Here is a 15318-nt window from a genome sequence, read left to right on the forward strand (position 1 = left end):
ATAAACGATAAAATGATAACCGTCTGCGAGGAATATACCTTGTGGCGAATACCGGGGGAAGCTGATATGAGAAATACGAAGCCGGAGACTCGAAGAAGAGGCACACCGGATTTTCAATTGCTGATCCTCACTTTGTTATTGGTTGGATTCGGTGTAATTATGGTATTTAGCTCCAGCTCCAGCGTAGCTCTGCTGAATAAAGAATACAATTTTGACTCTTTATATTTTGTGAAGCGCCAATCTGCTTTTGCTGTACTTGGACTTTTTATTATGTTGGTAGCTATGAATATTAAGATGGAAAAATATAAAAAGCTTTTTGTACCTTTATTTTTCATAACTATATTACTGCTAATCATCGTTCTTTTTACAGGCTCACTTAACGGCGCAAAAAGCTGGCTCAGGTTTGGTAGTGTTGGCTTCCAACCAACGGAGCTTGCAAAAATTTCCATCATTCTTTACTTATCCGCACTAATCGTCAAAAAAGGAGATCGCTTTAGAGATCTGCGGACTGGCTACATACCTGTAACAGTCATTGTAGGCTGTGTTGCAGGACTCATCATGCTTCAACCTGATTTAGGCTCCTGCTTCATTTTGGTTGCTACCAGTGGTCTGATTATTTATGCCGGTGGAGCCAGTGTCAAGCATATTACAGCATCAATTGTTCTGCTCGTGCTAGGCGCTTCCATCGTATTTGGCATTGGGTCGTTGTTTGGAGGAGATTCTGGAACCACAGATGGACAAGCTGCTGCCAAGCAAGATTATAAAATCGGACGCTTTCAAGCCTTTCTTAATCCCGAGAAATATAGACAAGGAACAGGATACAATCTGGTACAGTCCTTGCAAGCTATAGGTGAAGGCGGTTTAAACGGGGCAGGATTTGGTAAAGGTATTATCAAGCTTCACTATCTTCCTAATTCATTTAATGATTTTATCTTTTCTGTAATTGGTGAAGAATTCGGATTTGTCGGAACAGCCATATTCCTGATGCTATATTTGTATTTCATTTGGCGAGGCATGATCATTGCTCTGCGTTGCCATGATCCGTTCGGAACGTTGGTAGGCACTGGCATCATGGGTTTGATCGCTATTCAGGCCTTCATTAATATCGGCGGTGTAACCCAAACGATTCCAATCACTGGCGTAACGCTTCCATTTATCAGCTTTGGTGGCTCCTCCCTACTTGTCATGATGTTTTCCATGGGCATTATGCTCAGTATTTCTCGTGAGAACACCAAACAAGCGGTGCAGGAACGCACCACAGGGGTAGCTGTCCGTAATGAAGTACCCAATCGCTTTCAAACGCGTAGAACCAACCGTTTTCGTTAAAAAAAGAACTTCCATGGACCACTTACAACGGTGGCTTTGGAAGTTCTTTTGGTTATGTATAAAAATACGGGAATCCTCTGCAAAAATGGCTATACTGTTGACTCACAAAACGAAAACTGGCGATTCTATAACCACCAGTTTTCGTGTTTTTATTCGGGTTATCCCACGGAATTCCCGGCATGTATACAATTGGTGAAAAACGTCAATTTATCGGTTCCTGATTCTTTTACACTGCGTCGTCCTTGAACGCGACACCTTCCACTTTTACGTTCACTTCCACGACCCGCAAACCCGTCATACTTTCGACGGCTTCTCGCACATTTTGCTGAAGAATTCGGGACACCTCATGAATAGGTGTTTCGTAGAGCACGATAATACGTAGATCAATGGCAGCTTCCAGCTGTCCAACCTCCACTGATACGCCTTTTTGCACATTTTTACCGCTCAGCCTTTTGGCCCAGCCTTCCGATAAACCGCCTGACATTGCAGCAATGCCCGGTGTCTCTAATGCGGCCATCCCGGCAATTTTACCTACGACATCGTTGGAAATCTTGATGTTTCCTGCTTCCAGTTGTTGAATTTGCTCTGCCATGACCTATGTCCCCCTTCATCCATCCTTTATTTGTATTGTAAAGCCTCAGCCACTCCAAATGCAAACCCTACGTATGAAAAACAACTTTCGTTTACAACCTATATCATTTTGGGTATATTAATTTAGAAAATCCATACAAGTGACAGCTTTCACCAAACTTGTACACATCTATTGATATCGAGGTGCTCTTCATTGAAAAAATGGTTATCTCCCGCTTTGCTTATAGTGACATTTGCTCTTAGCGCAGTCGCTCATTACACGCATTGGAACGCTATAGCCCAATTTGTCATTTGCGCAATTTCTGTTGTATTCGTAGCCGGTTTTCTCGGCAGGGCGACCGAAAGTGTCGCGCATTATGCTGGCCAACGTTTAGGCGGATTCTTAAATGCCACCTTTGGTAACGCAGCCGAACTGATCATCGCCATCTTTCTTGTTAAAGAAGGTCTTTACGATATGGTAAAGGCCAGTCTTACCGGTTCCATCATCGGTAATCTGCTGCTGGTGCTCGGAGCAAGTCTGTTCGCTGGCGGTTTAAAGTACAAAGTGCAAAATTTCAATATATCGCTGGCTGGATTAAGTGGTTCTCTGATGATTGTGGCTGTTATTGCCTTGTTCGTTCCAGCTGTCTTTCTGAACACACACGTTATCACGGATAACGAATCAGATACGCTCAGCCTCATTGTCGCAGGCACGCTCATTGTCGCGTATATTGCGTGGCTTATTTTTTCTATGATTACGCATAAGGACTATTTAGCTGATGTGACCGAACAAAAAGATGAAGAATTGCCACATGAGCATGCCCCTGTGTGGTCCAGAAACAAATCCATTGCCTATTTGGTACTCGCTACTGTCATGGTCGCTTTTGTCAGCGAATGGCTGGTAGGTACACTGGAGGTATTTACGACCCAATTTGGGCTCAGCGAATTGTTTGTAGGTGCCTTCCTCGTCGCTATTATTGGTAATGCAGCCGAACACAGCGCTGCTATTTTACTGGCGATGAAGAACAAAATCGGTGCATCTGTCGAAATAGCTATCGGCAGCAGTTTGCAAATTGCACTATTTGTTGCCCCTGTGCTGATTTTTATCAGTTACTTTATGGGAAACACGATGAATATTGTTTTCACCACAATTGAGCTGGTCGCCATTGCTGTCGCTGTATTTATCGCCAAATCCATCACCCAGGACGGCTCAACCAACTGGTATGAGGGACTCATGCTACTGGTAGTGTATGTATTGTTAGGTGTATCCTTCTTCCTTGTGTAGCTTTTAAGGTTTTAAAATGTGCATTAGGATGGTGGAAGGGCGATGCGCTTTCACCATCCTAAAAGAACATTTTTTTAAAAAAGGCATCAAAAAAAGCATGCTCTCAAACTACGCATGCTCTCATCAATTCAACCGTCTTCCTAATTGGCCTTATTATTCATGGCCTCATATAGAATAGCCAGATTGCGTTCCAGCTCACTGACCAGCTGTTTACCTACCATTTCCGGAAGAAGTCCAGCGCGAACCGCAAAATCCACTTCCTTGGAAAATCCGTACATCTGAGTATCCAGCACTTCCTCATAGAGAGGGCAATAACGGGTTGCCAGATTCTCCATCTGTACTTCAATAAGCTTCTTTATTTTATCTGCATCTTCCTGAAGCAGATTAATAGCCTTGATATTCAATTGTTCCTGCAAATCAGATGAAGTCATGGATTCTTCCCCCCTATGTCTCAATGTCGCACAAGACGTCCTATCCTTAATATTAGACCAAATTGCAGGCTAATACAAGAACCTGACAAAAAAAGCATCCCTACAGTTACAGGTAGGGATGCTTTTGCTTCAAGAATAAAGTTAGCTGGCTACTGAAATATGAAGTCCGTGCTTCTCGAACACCTCGATGATCGCTTTCTTAGCTTCCTCCGCATCTGGTCCATGAACGTGTAGTTCATAGCTATGGCTGCTGACTAGGGTCGTAAACAAGCCCAGTATACTTTTCACATCAATATACTTATTTTCGGAATGAAGGACGATGGAAGAGGTGAACTTGCTCGCCGTCTGTGCAATTTCAACAACAGCCGCGTTATTATTGGACATAGAGATCCCTCGCTTTACTGAATTGTCATGTATCGTTACTCATCCATAATAATACATTGAAATCGCTTTCTCAGCAAGAACGGATATCGTTATTTTAAATTTTCAGGGTTTAATGGCTCCAGCTCAGGCAGTACAAAGATGCCGTCTTTACGAATCAAAACATCGTCAAAATAAATTTCACCACCGCCGTATTCTGGACGCTGAATCAACACCAAATCCCAGTGGATGGATGAACGATTACCGTTATCCGCTGTTTCATAAGCTTGACCTGGTGTAAAATGCAAGCTGCCAGCGATTTTCTCGTCAAACAAAATATCCTTCATTGGATGTAAAATGTGCGGATTAAACCCGATGGCAAACTCGCCAATATAACGTGCTCCCTCGTCAGAATCAAGAATATCATTCAGCCGCTTCGTATCGTTACTCGTCGCTTCCACGATCTTACCATTTTCAAAACGGAATTTAACATTTTCAAAAGTAATACCATTATATAGGGTTTGTGCATTGTAGCTGATAGTTCCGTTAACGGAATCACGTACAGGTGCGCTGTATACTTCGCCATCCGGGATATTGCATTGACCTGAACACTTGATAGCTCCGATTTGCTTAATAGAGAAATTCAAATCCGTACCCGGTCCGCTGATCCGTACCTTGTCCGTCCGATTCATCAGGTCTGCCAATGCATCTTGAGCTTTGTCCATTTTTGCATAATCCAGATTACACACATCGAAATAAAAATCTTCGAATGCTTCTGTGCTGATATTCGCCAATTGAGCCATGCTGTCATTCGGATAACGCAGCACTACCCATTTGGTGTGTTTCACCCGTTGTTCGCTATGTACCGCATGCTGATAAATGGAATTATACATTTTCATTTTATCTTCCGGCACATCTGACAGATCATTTACATTTTCCCCTGCACGAATTCCGATGTAGCAGTGCATTTGCTTCATCCGGTTAAGGTCAATCTCAGCCCAGGTCTCCAGCATTTCCTTTGTCGCGTGACGAAGCATGGCGCTCTGTACCTTACGGTCTGTAAGTTGTACAAAAACATTTCCACCTTTTTTACCAACTTCATGAATGATGGCGTTAAGCAAGTCACGCTCTGTACCAATCATTTCGATCAATACATTTTCTCCAGGCTGCACCTCAACAGAGTAACCTACCAAATTTTCCGCCAGCTTAAGTATTCTAGGATCTTTCATGTAGTGTCTCTCCTTCTCTATTTCATTCTTTTTGAACAATGGTTAATTCAAAATTCATTGTATCACGCCCGCTCCGTTACTTGTAGTCCTCAAAAGTAACTCTGGTTATCAAAGCCTCTTGATGCAGCTCTTCATTCACTCCCTGTCGGGAAATCCTGCATTCCGATGAAAGCTTTAAGGGTAAACCTGTTTGGCGATCTATGGTCAGATGATACACAGTACGCACAATGGATTGCTCCAACTGGTTGCTCATATCCTCACAACTTTGTGACCATACTTGAGTCAGCTTCTTTTGCAGTTCTCGATTCGTTCCTGTATGCTGCGTTTTTAATATCCCGATTTGAGGGTTTAACGTATTCATTTCTTTTATTAAACGATCTTTCAACCAGCGCTTTGCCGAAGCAGATTCCGGTTCAATCCTCAACATCCAAGTTCCCCGGGCAGCTCCCGTTTCCATACGAATGCTCTTATTCAGTGTATTTAATTCCTCAAGCTCCTGAATCGGATTGAAGCGATTTAACATACCATTTCCACCCAGAGGGGGATAACCGGATGTCAGCGCAACCCATTTTCCACTCTGACGAAGAAAATGTTCTTGTGTAACATCATGCTCGGACTTACCTTGTTGCAGGGCTACGTAGCCACCTTGCTTACGAAAAGCTTCTGTAGAGCCCCAATGCATGATCAATTCATCGTGATTTCTTAGCCTACCGCGATATTCAAACTGCTTATTCGTTGGCAGACCACTGTCAGCTCTAATTGCAATCCGTCCAGTAAACGTTACCATCTCTTTGCCAGCCATTCCTGCAACAGATCTCTTAAAAATCTGCTCAGGAGTATATTGTCGATCCAGTGCACAACCACTTAACACACCTATCACAAGGAACACACCACAAACCTGCATCACCCATTGCTTTCTCCAATGCATCCCATCATCCATCCTATCCTGAACATAACTGTACTCATGAGCAATAATCCTGCTTCAAGGCAGTTATGCTACCTGGTTCACTTTATCGTGTTTTCCCTATAGTTCAAACATACACACGATAAAGCTACGTTTAGGATTACCTGTCTGCAATGGGTTATGCAAGACAAAAAGAGAACACTCCCTAAGGAATATTCTCTACACATTGGCTACATGATCAACAACTATTCGATTGCGTCCTTCATTTTTCGCTTCGTACAAGGCCATATCAGCGCTATAAAATAAAGATTCAATACTGATCTGCTCGTCCAGCCAGTTCCATTCAGCAATCCCGCAAGAAACAGTCACCTGAGGCTCGGTTTCATGCTGTACACGGTAACGTATTTTTTCTGCATATCCGAGCGCCTGCTGTACCCCCAGCTGCGGTAAATAAATGGCAAGCTCCTCGCCGCCCCATCTGGCACATACATCCTCATCGCGAGTCGCCGAACGAACGATATTGCTGACGCTTTTCAGAATTTCGTCACCCGTCTGATGCCCATACGTATCGTTCACCTGTTTGAATTGATCAATATCTACCAAAATAAGAGATCCACAGAAATCCTTTTCCTGATGTTGCTGAATGATTTGGTCCACATAATGACGTACATACAGACCTGTTAACATATCCATATTAGCCAAACGTCGCACCTCAGCGTGCAGCATAGCATTGGTTACCGCCAACCCGATGTGAGGGGCTAGCATTTGCAGCATTTTGTAATTATCATAAGAGAAAAAGTGTGGAAGCTTGCTGGACAATAGTATAACCCCTCTAGGAGTACCGCTGGTCTTCATAGGTACAGCCATCAAAGACTGGGAGTCCGTCGCATCCATAAAATGAGAGGTTATCTTCCCATCCTTTCTATAGTCCGACACAATCACTGGTTCTCCTGTTTTGCGTATCAGTCCAGCAAATCCCTCTTCATGAGGGTAACTTTCTAATTTTAAGCTTTCCACATTACTCGACATGACCTTAAAACAGCTTCCATCCTGATCAAGCTGTACAATACAACAAAAGTCAGCCATGAACATTTTTAATAACTCCTGCACGGCAAATTCAAATATTTCATTTAACTTCAGGCTCTGATTCAAGCGCTGAACCAGTTCATTAATGAGACGCAATTCATGAATAAGTACATTAGACTGCTCAAGCAGCTTCGCATTTTCAAATGCAGTGCCAGCCGTATCCGCCATCATGGCAATCAGCTCTACATCCACTTTTTTCATACTATCCGCACCCGATGGAAGGATCATATGGAAAACACCGTATACACCCTGCTTGCCACGTAATGGGATGCCGATTTCAGTCATTTCATCTTGTGTACCGACAGGCTCATTCACAGCCATTTGCCCTTTCATAAATGCACGGACGCATACATCTTCGTCCCGTTCATGCAGCAGCAAAGGTTTGACCTGCGGATTGCGACTGTGTCGATCCTGACTCATATACAAGGTGATATCTACATGGGGAAACAAATAGGCGATGCTCCCGAATACCTCATCCAGCACGCCTTCCACGTCAATTTTGTCATGCATCCGTTTTACAATCTGAAATAAAATAGAACGGCGTCTACCTTCACGATCGCTTCGATTCTGCATCCCAAGGATATCTTCCATAAATATATACTCAAACTTCGAGTAAAAGCAGGATTTAAAATGTAAAGCAGCTGCTAACAATGTGTCCTGATTTGAGACAGAATGTTGAGCAGGCCGTGTAAAACGAAGAGCGGCAAAGGGCTCCCTCTTGTAATTACGGCATAGTATGGGAACCATATACACAAACGCAAGGCTTCCATCACGAAGTTTGCGCTGACTCACTTCCATCTCTCTAGATATGCAACAACGTTCGACCAAATCCAAATCCTCGTCATCATCTTCTTCCCTACCAGCAACACGAACACCTATAAAATTAAAAACAGCAGTATATTCTTCGTTAATCCAGGATATACCATTGCTCTGCTGTAACCAACTCCGATATCCTTGGACAAGCAGCTGGTTAATATAGGGGAAATCATAGGGTGTCATATCCATGTTCTGGAGCCAGGCAAAAGACGTATATCCTTTATCATCAAACAGCGGAGCACCGCCAGCCTGGACTGTTTTACTGTCAAGCATTTGCTGATCCGTTGTTGAAAATTCCGACATATTAAGGCGCTCCTTCACAGCAAAATTAGCTGTACCAAGACAGCGGCTATACACCACTATAGCTCATAATATGATCTATTTTACTCTCAACTCTAGAAATTTGCATCCATTTTTCAGAAATTCGTCCCACTTTTTTAGTTCTTAAGCCCTATCGACAAATTCTGACGTTTTCATTCTTTTTCTTTTCTTGACATTGACCCACTCTTACATATAGTATATATTAATGAAAAAGACTGTACGGCAGAACTATCTACTGTGCGGATCTTAAATTTTGGGCGTAACAGTTTGTGTCACCCTCATCTTTTTTGTTGCTGACAGGACAGCGGCTGAACTTTTCTGTCAGTAGTGCGTCTTACCTTAATTGGTAGCGCCGAACAAATTGGAGCGCAAAGAGAGCCCCAACTCAAATTTTAATTATGAAGGAGTTAACTCTATAATGGCACGTTACACTGGTCCTAAATTTAAATTGAGCCGTCGTCTCGGTATTTCCCTGAGCGGCACAGGTAAAGAATTGAAACGCCCTTTCCCTCCGGGACAACATGGTGCAAACCAACGGAGAAAAATCAGCAACTACGGTATGCAGCTTCAAGAGAAACAAAAGCTGCGTCACATGTACGGCTTGGGTGAAAAACAATTCCGTACCCTGTTCAACAAAGCTCAACACATGCACGGTATCGCTGGTGAAAACTTTATGTTCTTGCTGGAAAGCCGCCTGGACAACCTTGTGTTCCGTCTTGGCTTTGCTAATTCCCGTGCAGGCGCACGTCAATTGGTAGCTCACGGTCACGTTACTGTGAACGGTAAAAAAGTTGACATCGCTTCTTACCAAGTAAGTCTTGGCGACGTGATCGGTCTTCGTGAAAGAAGTCGTTCCCTGTCTTCCATTAAAGAAGCTTTGGAAAACCGCAACCACTTGGCAGCTTACCTGGAGTACAATGACGCAGCTCTGGAAGGTAAATTCATTCGTTTGCCTGAGCGTGGCGAATTGTCCCAAGATATCGATGAAAAACAAATCGTCGAATTCTACAACCGCTAATCCTTGTATTAGCACCAAAAAGCACCCGAATTTATTCGGGTGCTTTTTTTATATTTCCTATGCATCGAGCCTGAGGGTTTTATTCAATGGGGATGTATACCTTCATACTCAAGTGATCTGGATAGGAGGAATTCATCACGTCCGTAATTTCAAAATCAGGCCCCTCCCTCCGTTCAAAATTAGAATTAGGAAGCCATGTGCCATAGATAAAGTCTCGTATATTCTGAACCCGTCCATCTGAACCCGAAGCGTCAAACTCAGCATACTTCCCTGCTGGAATCTCCATATATATGAAACCCTCTGCCAGTTCTTTTGACTCTTTTTCAACTGCCTCGCCCACCACAAATGAAAATGCACCGTTGTCTTCAAATCGACAGGCAACCCCATATGACATTCCCGGTGCAATTTTGTTCGGGATAAACATAAAATATTCATTTGCTCCAAAGTGCCCATAAAACCCTGGGATTTCTTTATAGTGCTGCTCATTATTCAGATTTGTTTTATATTCATATCCTACAATTTTAACTGTTTCGAGCTGCAATATCACCGGCTTATTCACATCCAAATCCCCCATCGTATTTTTTTGGTAATCCAGAAAATTGATTTTACTTTGCGCAGGAAACTCGATATCACCGTTACGATACTTGCCAGGGGTGATCCCAAAATTCTTTTCAAAAGCGCGGGTAAAAGCTTCTTGTGAGTTGTATTGATACTCAATAGCAATGTCCAACACTTTTTGATTGGATTGTTTTAGCTGTTCAGCCGCCTCGGACAATCTTCTCCTTCTTATATATTGTTGAACCGTAAAACCCGAAATGGCCTGAAAAACCCGTTGGAAATGAAAAGCTGAAAAACATGCCTGTGAAGCAATCTCGGCAATTTTTAAATCCTCCCGGAGATTCAATTCAATAAACTCAATCGCACACTGAATTCGTTTAAAATAGTCCATATAATCCTTCCCCGCACTTGTAATTGTTTTGGTTATCTATCCTACACCCAAATTGTGCAACCCACGTTTTCATTATGTATAACTCTTTACCTACATGTTTGATTATTTGTGCTAAGTTTACCATGACTTTTCACTTGTCAGAAAAAAAAGCAACGCTGAGATCGATACAATCTCAGTGCTGCTTTTGAATATATTTTCATTATCCAAGCTTGATTTTAGCAAATTTCCGTTTACCTACCTGCACAATGTCGCCTTCCTTCGGCGTGTATGCTTCGTTCACATCGGTCCATTTCTCTTCGTTAATTTTGACCGAACCCTGCTGAATACTGCGCTTGGCTTCACCATTTGATGCTGCAAAGCCCAGATGAGTCAGCAACTGGATCACACGAATGCCACCTTCTTCTAACTGATCAGCCGTCAAGGTGAACTCTTCAATATCGTCAGGCAGCGCACGTTGCTGGAATACGGTCACAAAATGCTGCTTCGCTGCTTCCTCTGCTTCTTCGCCGTGGTACATGCGCACTAACGTTCCAGCCAGCTTCATTTTGGCATCACGTGGATGTACTGAGCCGTCCTTAACACCTTTCGCCAGCTCTGCCAGCTCCTCGTTGTTGATATCCGTTGCAAGCTCAAAATATTTCAGCATCAGCTCGTCAGGAACGGACATGGATTTCCCGTATATTTCGTTCGGCTCCTCATCAACACCAATGTAGTTCCCCAAACTTTTGCTCATCTTCTGGACGCCATCCAGCCCTTCAAGCAATGGTAATGTAATAGTAGCCTGCGGCTCAACTCCGTATTCTTTTTGCAGGGTTCTGCCCATCAGCAGATTAAACTTCTGATCCGTCCCCCCCAATTCAATATCGCTTTGGAGAGCCACGGAATCCATGCCCTGCATCAGCGGGTAAAAGAACTCATGGATGCTGATCGGCAATCCGTTTTGGTACCTTTTTGTAAAATCATCTCGTTCCAACATACGGGCAACCGTTACTTTGGCCGACAGGGTTACTACATCAGCAAAAGACATTGGCCCTAACCATTCGGAATTGTAGAATACCTTTGTTTTTTCAGGATCGAGAATTTTAAAAATTTGTTCCTTGTACGTTTGTGCATTACGCTGTACATCTTCCTCAGTCAGTTGCTTACGAGTCTCCGATTTACCTGTCGGATCACCAATTCTGCCTGTAAAATCTCCGATAATCAGTTGCACTTGATGGCCTAATTCCTGGAACTGGCGCAGTTTGTGCATAACAACCGTATGTCCGATGTGAATGTCGGGCGCAGATGGATCAAGACCCAGCTTAATTTTAAGCGGCTCGCCGCTAACGACCGATTTGATTACCTTACGCTTCAGCTCATCCTCCGGTACAATTTCCGCCACACCCCGCTGTATCACCTCTAGCTGTCGCTCGACCTCTACCTGTTGCTCCGGCTTCAATTCTTCCCACTTCATCCTGTATACCTCCTATTTTTCATCCAAAATATTACATATTAGACAAACCAAAAAGCCCCTTTCATCCCAAGGGACGAGAAGGAGCTACTCGCGTTACCACCCTAATTAAAGAAACGCATGTCAAAGACATACATTTCTTTCACTTCATTCCTATAACGGGCCTACACCCGGTACTGGATTACTATGGTAGCTTCGCAAACCTGCAAATGCTTTCCATTCATCCAGACAGCTCCAGACGGTAATTCAAAGGAGGGACGCTACCGATTCACACCACCCATCGGCTCTCTGTACAACGTGAATCCGCCTTCTACTGAAGTCTTTCTCTGCTTTTCACGATATTTACTTTGACCTATTTATAACACACTGCTTTTATGTAGTCAACGACACCAAAAGACAGGCTTTTTAGCATATGGGTTCATTTTGTAATTTTATGCTATAATAATGGCTGTTATAAAGGAGGAAGACTTAATGGTTGAAGAAAAAAACAATGTATCAGCGCCAAAGCCTTCCCGCTTGAGGACAACCATGCGAAGGCTCGGCCGTGTCATAAAGTGGGTCATCATCATCGGTTTTATGGGGGCACTATTTGCAGGGGGGGCCGCCGCTGGCTATGTTGCTTCTATTGTAAAAAGCGAACCCGTGCGTTCCAGATCCATGATCCTACAGGAAGTAGATAAGAATGCAATTACAGGCTTCGCTTATTTCAATGATGGCTCTCCCATCGGACAACTTCGGACAGAAGAAGATCGAAGACCTGTCACGTTTAAGGAGATTCCACAACTCGTCATTGACGCAGTCATTGCCATTGAAGATAATCATTTTTATGAGCATAAAGGTGTCGATTTGTCGGGAACGCTGCGTGCTGTGAAGCAAAAGGCGCTGCATGAATCCGTACAAACCGGGGGGAGTACCCTCACCCAGCAGCTTGCGCGTCGTGTCTTTCTAAATCTCGATCGCACGGATGACCGCAAGGTCAAAGAAATTTTGCTGTCTCTGCGCCTTGAGCGCTTCCTGAGCAAGCAGCAAATTATTACGGCCTATCTCAATAAAGTACCTTTTGGTAACGGTTCAAGCGGTTACAACGTCTTTGGCATTAAAGCAGCGGCCAAAGGTATTTTTAATGAGAATGATCTGAACGAGATTAATGTAGCCCAGGCCGCCTATCTGGCAGGTTTGCCACAGCTTCCTTCTTCTTATTCTGCTTACAACGGTAAGGGCGAGTTTAATGAAGCTGGCTTTAAAAGAGCCATCAACCGCCAGCACCTGGTGCTCAGTCGAATGCTGGAGGAGAACAAAATCAATAAAGCACAGTATGATGAAGCGATGGCTTTTGATATCAAAAAATCTCTCGCACCACGCACTGTTAAAGCTTATAACACCTATCCATACCTTATGATGGAAACAGAACGACAGGCTGCGCAGGCACTCATGTCTGTCACCAATCCGGGTCAAGCAGCTAATGCCAGTGCAGATGCCAAGACCAAGGACGATAACGATTTACTCAAAGAAGCTGAACAGCAGCTTCGCACAGGCGGTTATATGGTGTACACCACCATTGATAAGAGCGTCTACAAATCTATGCGTCAAATTGCAGAAAATAAAAACAACTTCTCTGCCACTAGTAAAACCAAGGGTGACGAACAAGCAGCGGCTATTCTGATTCAGCATAAAACAGGCGCCATTCTTGGAATGATGGAAGGTCGGGACTTCCAAAAGGAGCAGATGAATTATGCCACGCAGATGGTACGTCAGCCAGGTTCGGCAATGAAACCGATTGCTGCCTATCTCCCTGCATTGGACAGCGGTCTTGTGCAGCCTGGTAGTATCGTGGATGATGCCCCTATTATTTTGAAAGATGGCAGTAATGGATATCACATTCCGAAAAATGCTAACAACCGCTATCAAGGATTGGTTACGGCGCGTTATGCACTGAATCAATCGCTAAATACGATAGCACTCAAGCTGTTTAACGAAAAAGTAGGGATTAGCAACGCTTGGGCTTTTGCTAAAAAACTGGGTATCACCACCTTGGAATCCAGTGATAACAACGCTCAAACGGGTGTACTTGGCGGCTTGGCCCATGGGGTGACTGTCGAGGAACTCACGAATGCATATGGAGCCATTCCAAATGGCGGTGTGTTTAATGACGCCTATATGATCGAAAAGATTGTGGATTCGCAAGGCAATATTGTATATAAGCATCAGGCTAATCCTGTGCAGGCCTTCTCACCGCAAACCGCCTACCTGATGACGGATATGTTGCGTACAGCCGTGTCGGAAGGCACAGGCAGACTGGTGAAGCGGAACTTTGATCAATCCGGCAAGATTCCGATTGCCGGCAAGACAGGCACTACGCAATCCTACACTGATGTTTGGTTCGAGGGCTTTACGCCTGACGTCACGCTGGGTGTATGGGTTGGTTACAAGCAACCTGTCAATAAGCTTGAAACGAAAGTCCAAAAAGAGCGGGCTCGTCGCTTATGGGCTCTAATCATGAATGAAGTAACAGCTAAAGATGCCCAGCTGTTCCAAACGGACAGTTTCAAGAGACCTGACGGCATTGTAAGCCGTACAGCATCCGCGTATGGTTCGGACATTTATAACAGTAAGTATCCACCTAAAAACAGTGAAAATGGTGTGAGCCGTGCGAAATATATTACCTACCAAGGTGTGAATTATATTCCACGCGATGGTACACCGGATGATATGTTATATGAACGGACCGTTAGGAAACGGGAAAAGCCCATCTCAGAATTGATTAAAGAGCTTCAGCAAGCCTTTAAGGTGATGAGACGACATAATTCGTTGTCCTACTATCTGCCTCAGGATGCAGATAAGGAAGCTCCTACTCAGATTGATCCACGCAAGGACGATGGAGCAGCCCCTAACGCTCCATCTAGCATCAACGTAAGCTATAGAGACGGCAAAGCCATAATCAGCTTTAGCCCAAGCGGAAACAGCGACGTCGTAGGATACCGTCTGTATCGTTCTACAGATGGGGGCAGCTTCCAACGGCTTGGCAAGGTTGTTATGGCTGACGGCTCCAAGGTGTTCTCTGACAGCCCTGGGGGCAGCAGCTCCAGCTACTACGTGACCGCCGTTGATGTAGGCGGCCATGAGTCTGGGCCAAGCACGAAAGCAAGCGCAGCACCTGTGGTGCCACCTGCAGATTCTGAGTCTCCAGACGTTCCGGGCGAGGGAGATGGAACAGGTGCACAGCCTACAGAGGTTCCTACTGCCCCTGGACAGCCTCAAGCTAAAGCCGCTGGCTCATCCGTAGCGCTCCAATGGAGCGCAGGTAAGTCTGCGGACGCTATTACAGGCTATAACGTGTATTACAGCGAAAGCGGTGCGGAGCCTTTTACAAACATAGGCTCTACCGCATCTCCCAGCTTTGAATATAAGTCGGGGAAAAAGCCAAAAGGCTGGTTTCGTGTCACTTCCATGAATACCATAGGGGAATCGGCTCCTTCCGGAGCCGTCCGTCCATAACAGAAGACAAAGCAGAAAGTGATAGGGTGAATATGAGATTCACCCTATCAAAAAGGGAGTCCCCTTAGCCATTAAGGC

12 protein-coding genes and 1 other annotated feature are annotated in these 15318 nt (G+C 44.3%); of the genes, 4 read left to right on the forward strand and 8 right to left on the reverse strand.

From position 1 onward, the window contains the following. The first annotated feature begins 66 nt into the window (after nucleotides 1-66). Nucleotides 67-1326: a putative lipid II flippase FtsW gene (gene ftsW / locus NLX82_RS03225; RefSeq protein WP_023989322.1), complete on the forward strand. Its 1260-nt coding sequence runs from the start codon at nucleotides 67-69 to the stop codon at nucleotides 1324-1326. 226 nt (nucleotides 1327-1552) lie between these two features. Here the strand turns inward: ftsW and NLX82_RS03230 are convergent, their stop codons facing one another. Then, a complete protein-coding gene (locus NLX82_RS03230) occupies nucleotides 1553-1918 on the reverse strand; it encodes an Asp23/Gls24 family envelope stress response protein (RefSeq protein WP_013310912.1) in 366 nt (121 codons plus the stop codon). 192 nt (nucleotides 1919-2110) lie between these two features. Here NLX82_RS03230 and cax point away from each other — a divergent pair, with 192 nt between their 5' ends. Next, entirely contained in the window at nucleotides 2111-3181 is a 1071-nt protein-coding gene (cax, locus tag NLX82_RS03235) for a calcium/proton exchanger (RefSeq protein WP_028540551.1), read from the forward strand. 140 nt (nucleotides 3182-3321) lie between these two features. Here cax and NLX82_RS03240 read toward each other — a convergent pair whose 3' ends face one another. The 5 genes from NLX82_RS03240 to NLX82_RS03260 all read right to left on the reverse strand — a co-directional run bounded on the left by NLX82_RS03240 (nucleotide 3322) and on the right by NLX82_RS03260 (nucleotide 8310). Continuing rightward, nucleotides 3322-3612, reverse strand: coding sequence for an Fpa/YlaN family protein (locus tag NLX82_RS03240; protein ID WP_007431028.1), 291 nt, complete (start codon nucleotides 3610-3612; stop codon nucleotides 3322-3324). Nucleotides 3613-3753: 141 nt separating this feature from the next. Beyond that, nucleotides 3754-3996 carry an HPr family phosphocarrier protein gene (locus NLX82_RS03245; protein ID WP_013310915.1) on the reverse strand — a complete coding sequence of 81 codons (243 nt, stop codon included), beginning with the start codon at nucleotides 3994-3996 and terminating at the stop codon, nucleotides 3754-3756. A gap of 89 nt (nucleotides 3997-4085) precedes the next feature. Further along, nucleotides 4086-5201: an aminopeptidase gene (locus NLX82_RS03250; protein WP_013310916.1), complete on the reverse strand. Its 1116-nt coding sequence runs from the start codon at nucleotides 5199-5201 to the stop codon at nucleotides 4086-4088. A 76-nt stretch (nucleotides 5202-5277) separates the two neighbouring features. After that, the gene (locus NLX82_RS03255; RefSeq protein ID WP_483312054.1) at nucleotides 5278-6129 is read right to left on the reverse strand and encodes a hypothetical protein; all 852 of its coding nucleotides are present in this window, start codon (nucleotides 6127-6129) and stop codon (nucleotides 5278-5280) included. A 195-nt stretch (nucleotides 6130-6324) separates the two neighbouring features. Next, on the reverse strand, nucleotides 6325-8310 hold the full coding sequence (locus NLX82_RS03260; protein WP_028540548.1) for a sensor domain-containing diguanylate cyclase: 1986 nt from the start codon (nucleotides 8308-8310) through the stop codon (nucleotides 6325-6327). 436 nt (nucleotides 8311-8746) lie between these two features. Here NLX82_RS03260 and rpsD point away from each other — a divergent pair, with 436 nt between their 5' ends. Further along, complete coding sequence (rpsD, locus tag NLX82_RS03265) at nucleotides 8747-9346, forward strand: 30S ribosomal protein S4 (protein WP_025723468.1); 600 nt, start codon at nucleotides 8747-8749, stop codon at nucleotides 9344-9346. 79 nt (nucleotides 9347-9425) lie between these two features. Here the strand turns inward: rpsD and NLX82_RS03270 are convergent, their stop codons facing one another. Both NLX82_RS03270 and tyrS read right to left on the reverse strand, forming a co-directional pair. Next, nucleotides 9426-10295 (reverse strand): AraC family transcriptional regulator, encoded by an 870-nt coding sequence (locus NLX82_RS03270; RefSeq protein ID WP_068941495.1) that lies wholly within the window; start codon nucleotides 10293-10295, stop codon nucleotides 9426-9428. A 199-nt stretch (nucleotides 10296-10494) separates the two neighbouring features. After that, nucleotides 10495-11748: a tyrosine--tRNA ligase gene (gene tyrS, locus NLX82_RS03275; protein ID WP_013310921.1), complete on the reverse strand. Its 1254-nt coding sequence runs from the start codon at nucleotides 11746-11748 to the stop codon at nucleotides 10495-10497. 66 nt (nucleotides 11749-11814) lie between these two features. Then, nucleotides 11815-12081 (reverse strand) — a binding site (T-box leader). A gap of 135 nt (nucleotides 12082-12216) precedes the next feature. On the opposite strand from tyrS, the gene NLX82_RS03280 reads away from it, so the two are divergent. Then, nucleotides 12217-15240 carry a penicillin-binding protein 1A gene (locus NLX82_RS03280; RefSeq protein WP_254347476.1) on the forward strand — a complete coding sequence of 1008 codons (3024 nt, stop codon included), beginning with the start codon at nucleotides 12217-12219 and terminating at the stop codon, nucleotides 15238-15240. The last annotated feature ends 78 nt before the right edge of the window (nucleotides 15241-15318 follow it).

This window comes from Paenibacillus sp. A3M_27_13 (assembly GCF_024213315.1).
In the GTDB taxonomy this organism is placed as follows: domain Bacteria; phylum Bacillota; class Bacilli; order Paenibacillales; family Paenibacillaceae; genus Paenibacillus; species Paenibacillus polymyxa_B.

Coding starts and splice junctions, on each gene's coding strand:
- NLX82_RS03270 (WP_068941495.1), bottom strand. CDS start 10,295: ATGGACTATTTTAAACGAATTCAGTGTGCGATTGAGTTTATTGAATTG.
- rpsD (WP_025723468.1), top strand. CDS start 8,747: ATGGCACGTTACACTGGTCCTAAATTTAAATTGAGCCGTCGTCTCGGT.
- NLX82_RS03260 (WP_028540548.1), bottom strand. CDS start 8,310: ATGTCGGAATTTTCAACAACGGATCAGCAAATGCTTGACAGTAAAACA.
- NLX82_RS03230 (WP_013310912.1), bottom strand. CDS start 1,918: ATGGCAGAGCAAATTCAACAACTGGAAGCAGGAAACATCAAGATTTCC.
- NLX82_RS03280 (WP_254347476.1), top strand. CDS start 12,217: ATGGTTGAAGAAAAAAACAATGTATCAGCGCCAAAGCCTTCCCGCTTG.
- NLX82_RS03250 (WP_013310916.1), bottom strand. CDS start 5,201: ATGAAAGATCCTAGAATACTTAAGCTGGCGGAAAATTTGGTAGGTTAC.
- NLX82_RS03245 (WP_013310915.1), bottom strand. CDS start 3,996: ATGTCCAATAATAACGCGGCTGTTGTTGAAATTGCACAGACGGCGAGC.
- tyrS (WP_013310921.1), bottom strand. CDS start 11,748: ATGAAGTGGGAAGAATTGAAGCCGGAGCAACAGGTAGAGGTCGAGCGA.
- NLX82_RS03255 (WP_483312054.1), bottom strand. CDS start 6,129: ATGCATTGGAGAAAGCAATGGGTGATGCAGGTTTGTGGTGTGTTCCTT.
- ftsW (WP_023989322.1), top strand. CDS start 67: ATGAGAAATACGAAGCCGGAGACTCGAAGAAGAGGCACACCGGATTTT.
- NLX82_RS03240 (WP_007431028.1), bottom strand. CDS start 3,612: ATGACTTCATCTGATTTGCAGGAACAATTGAATATCAAGGCTATTAAT.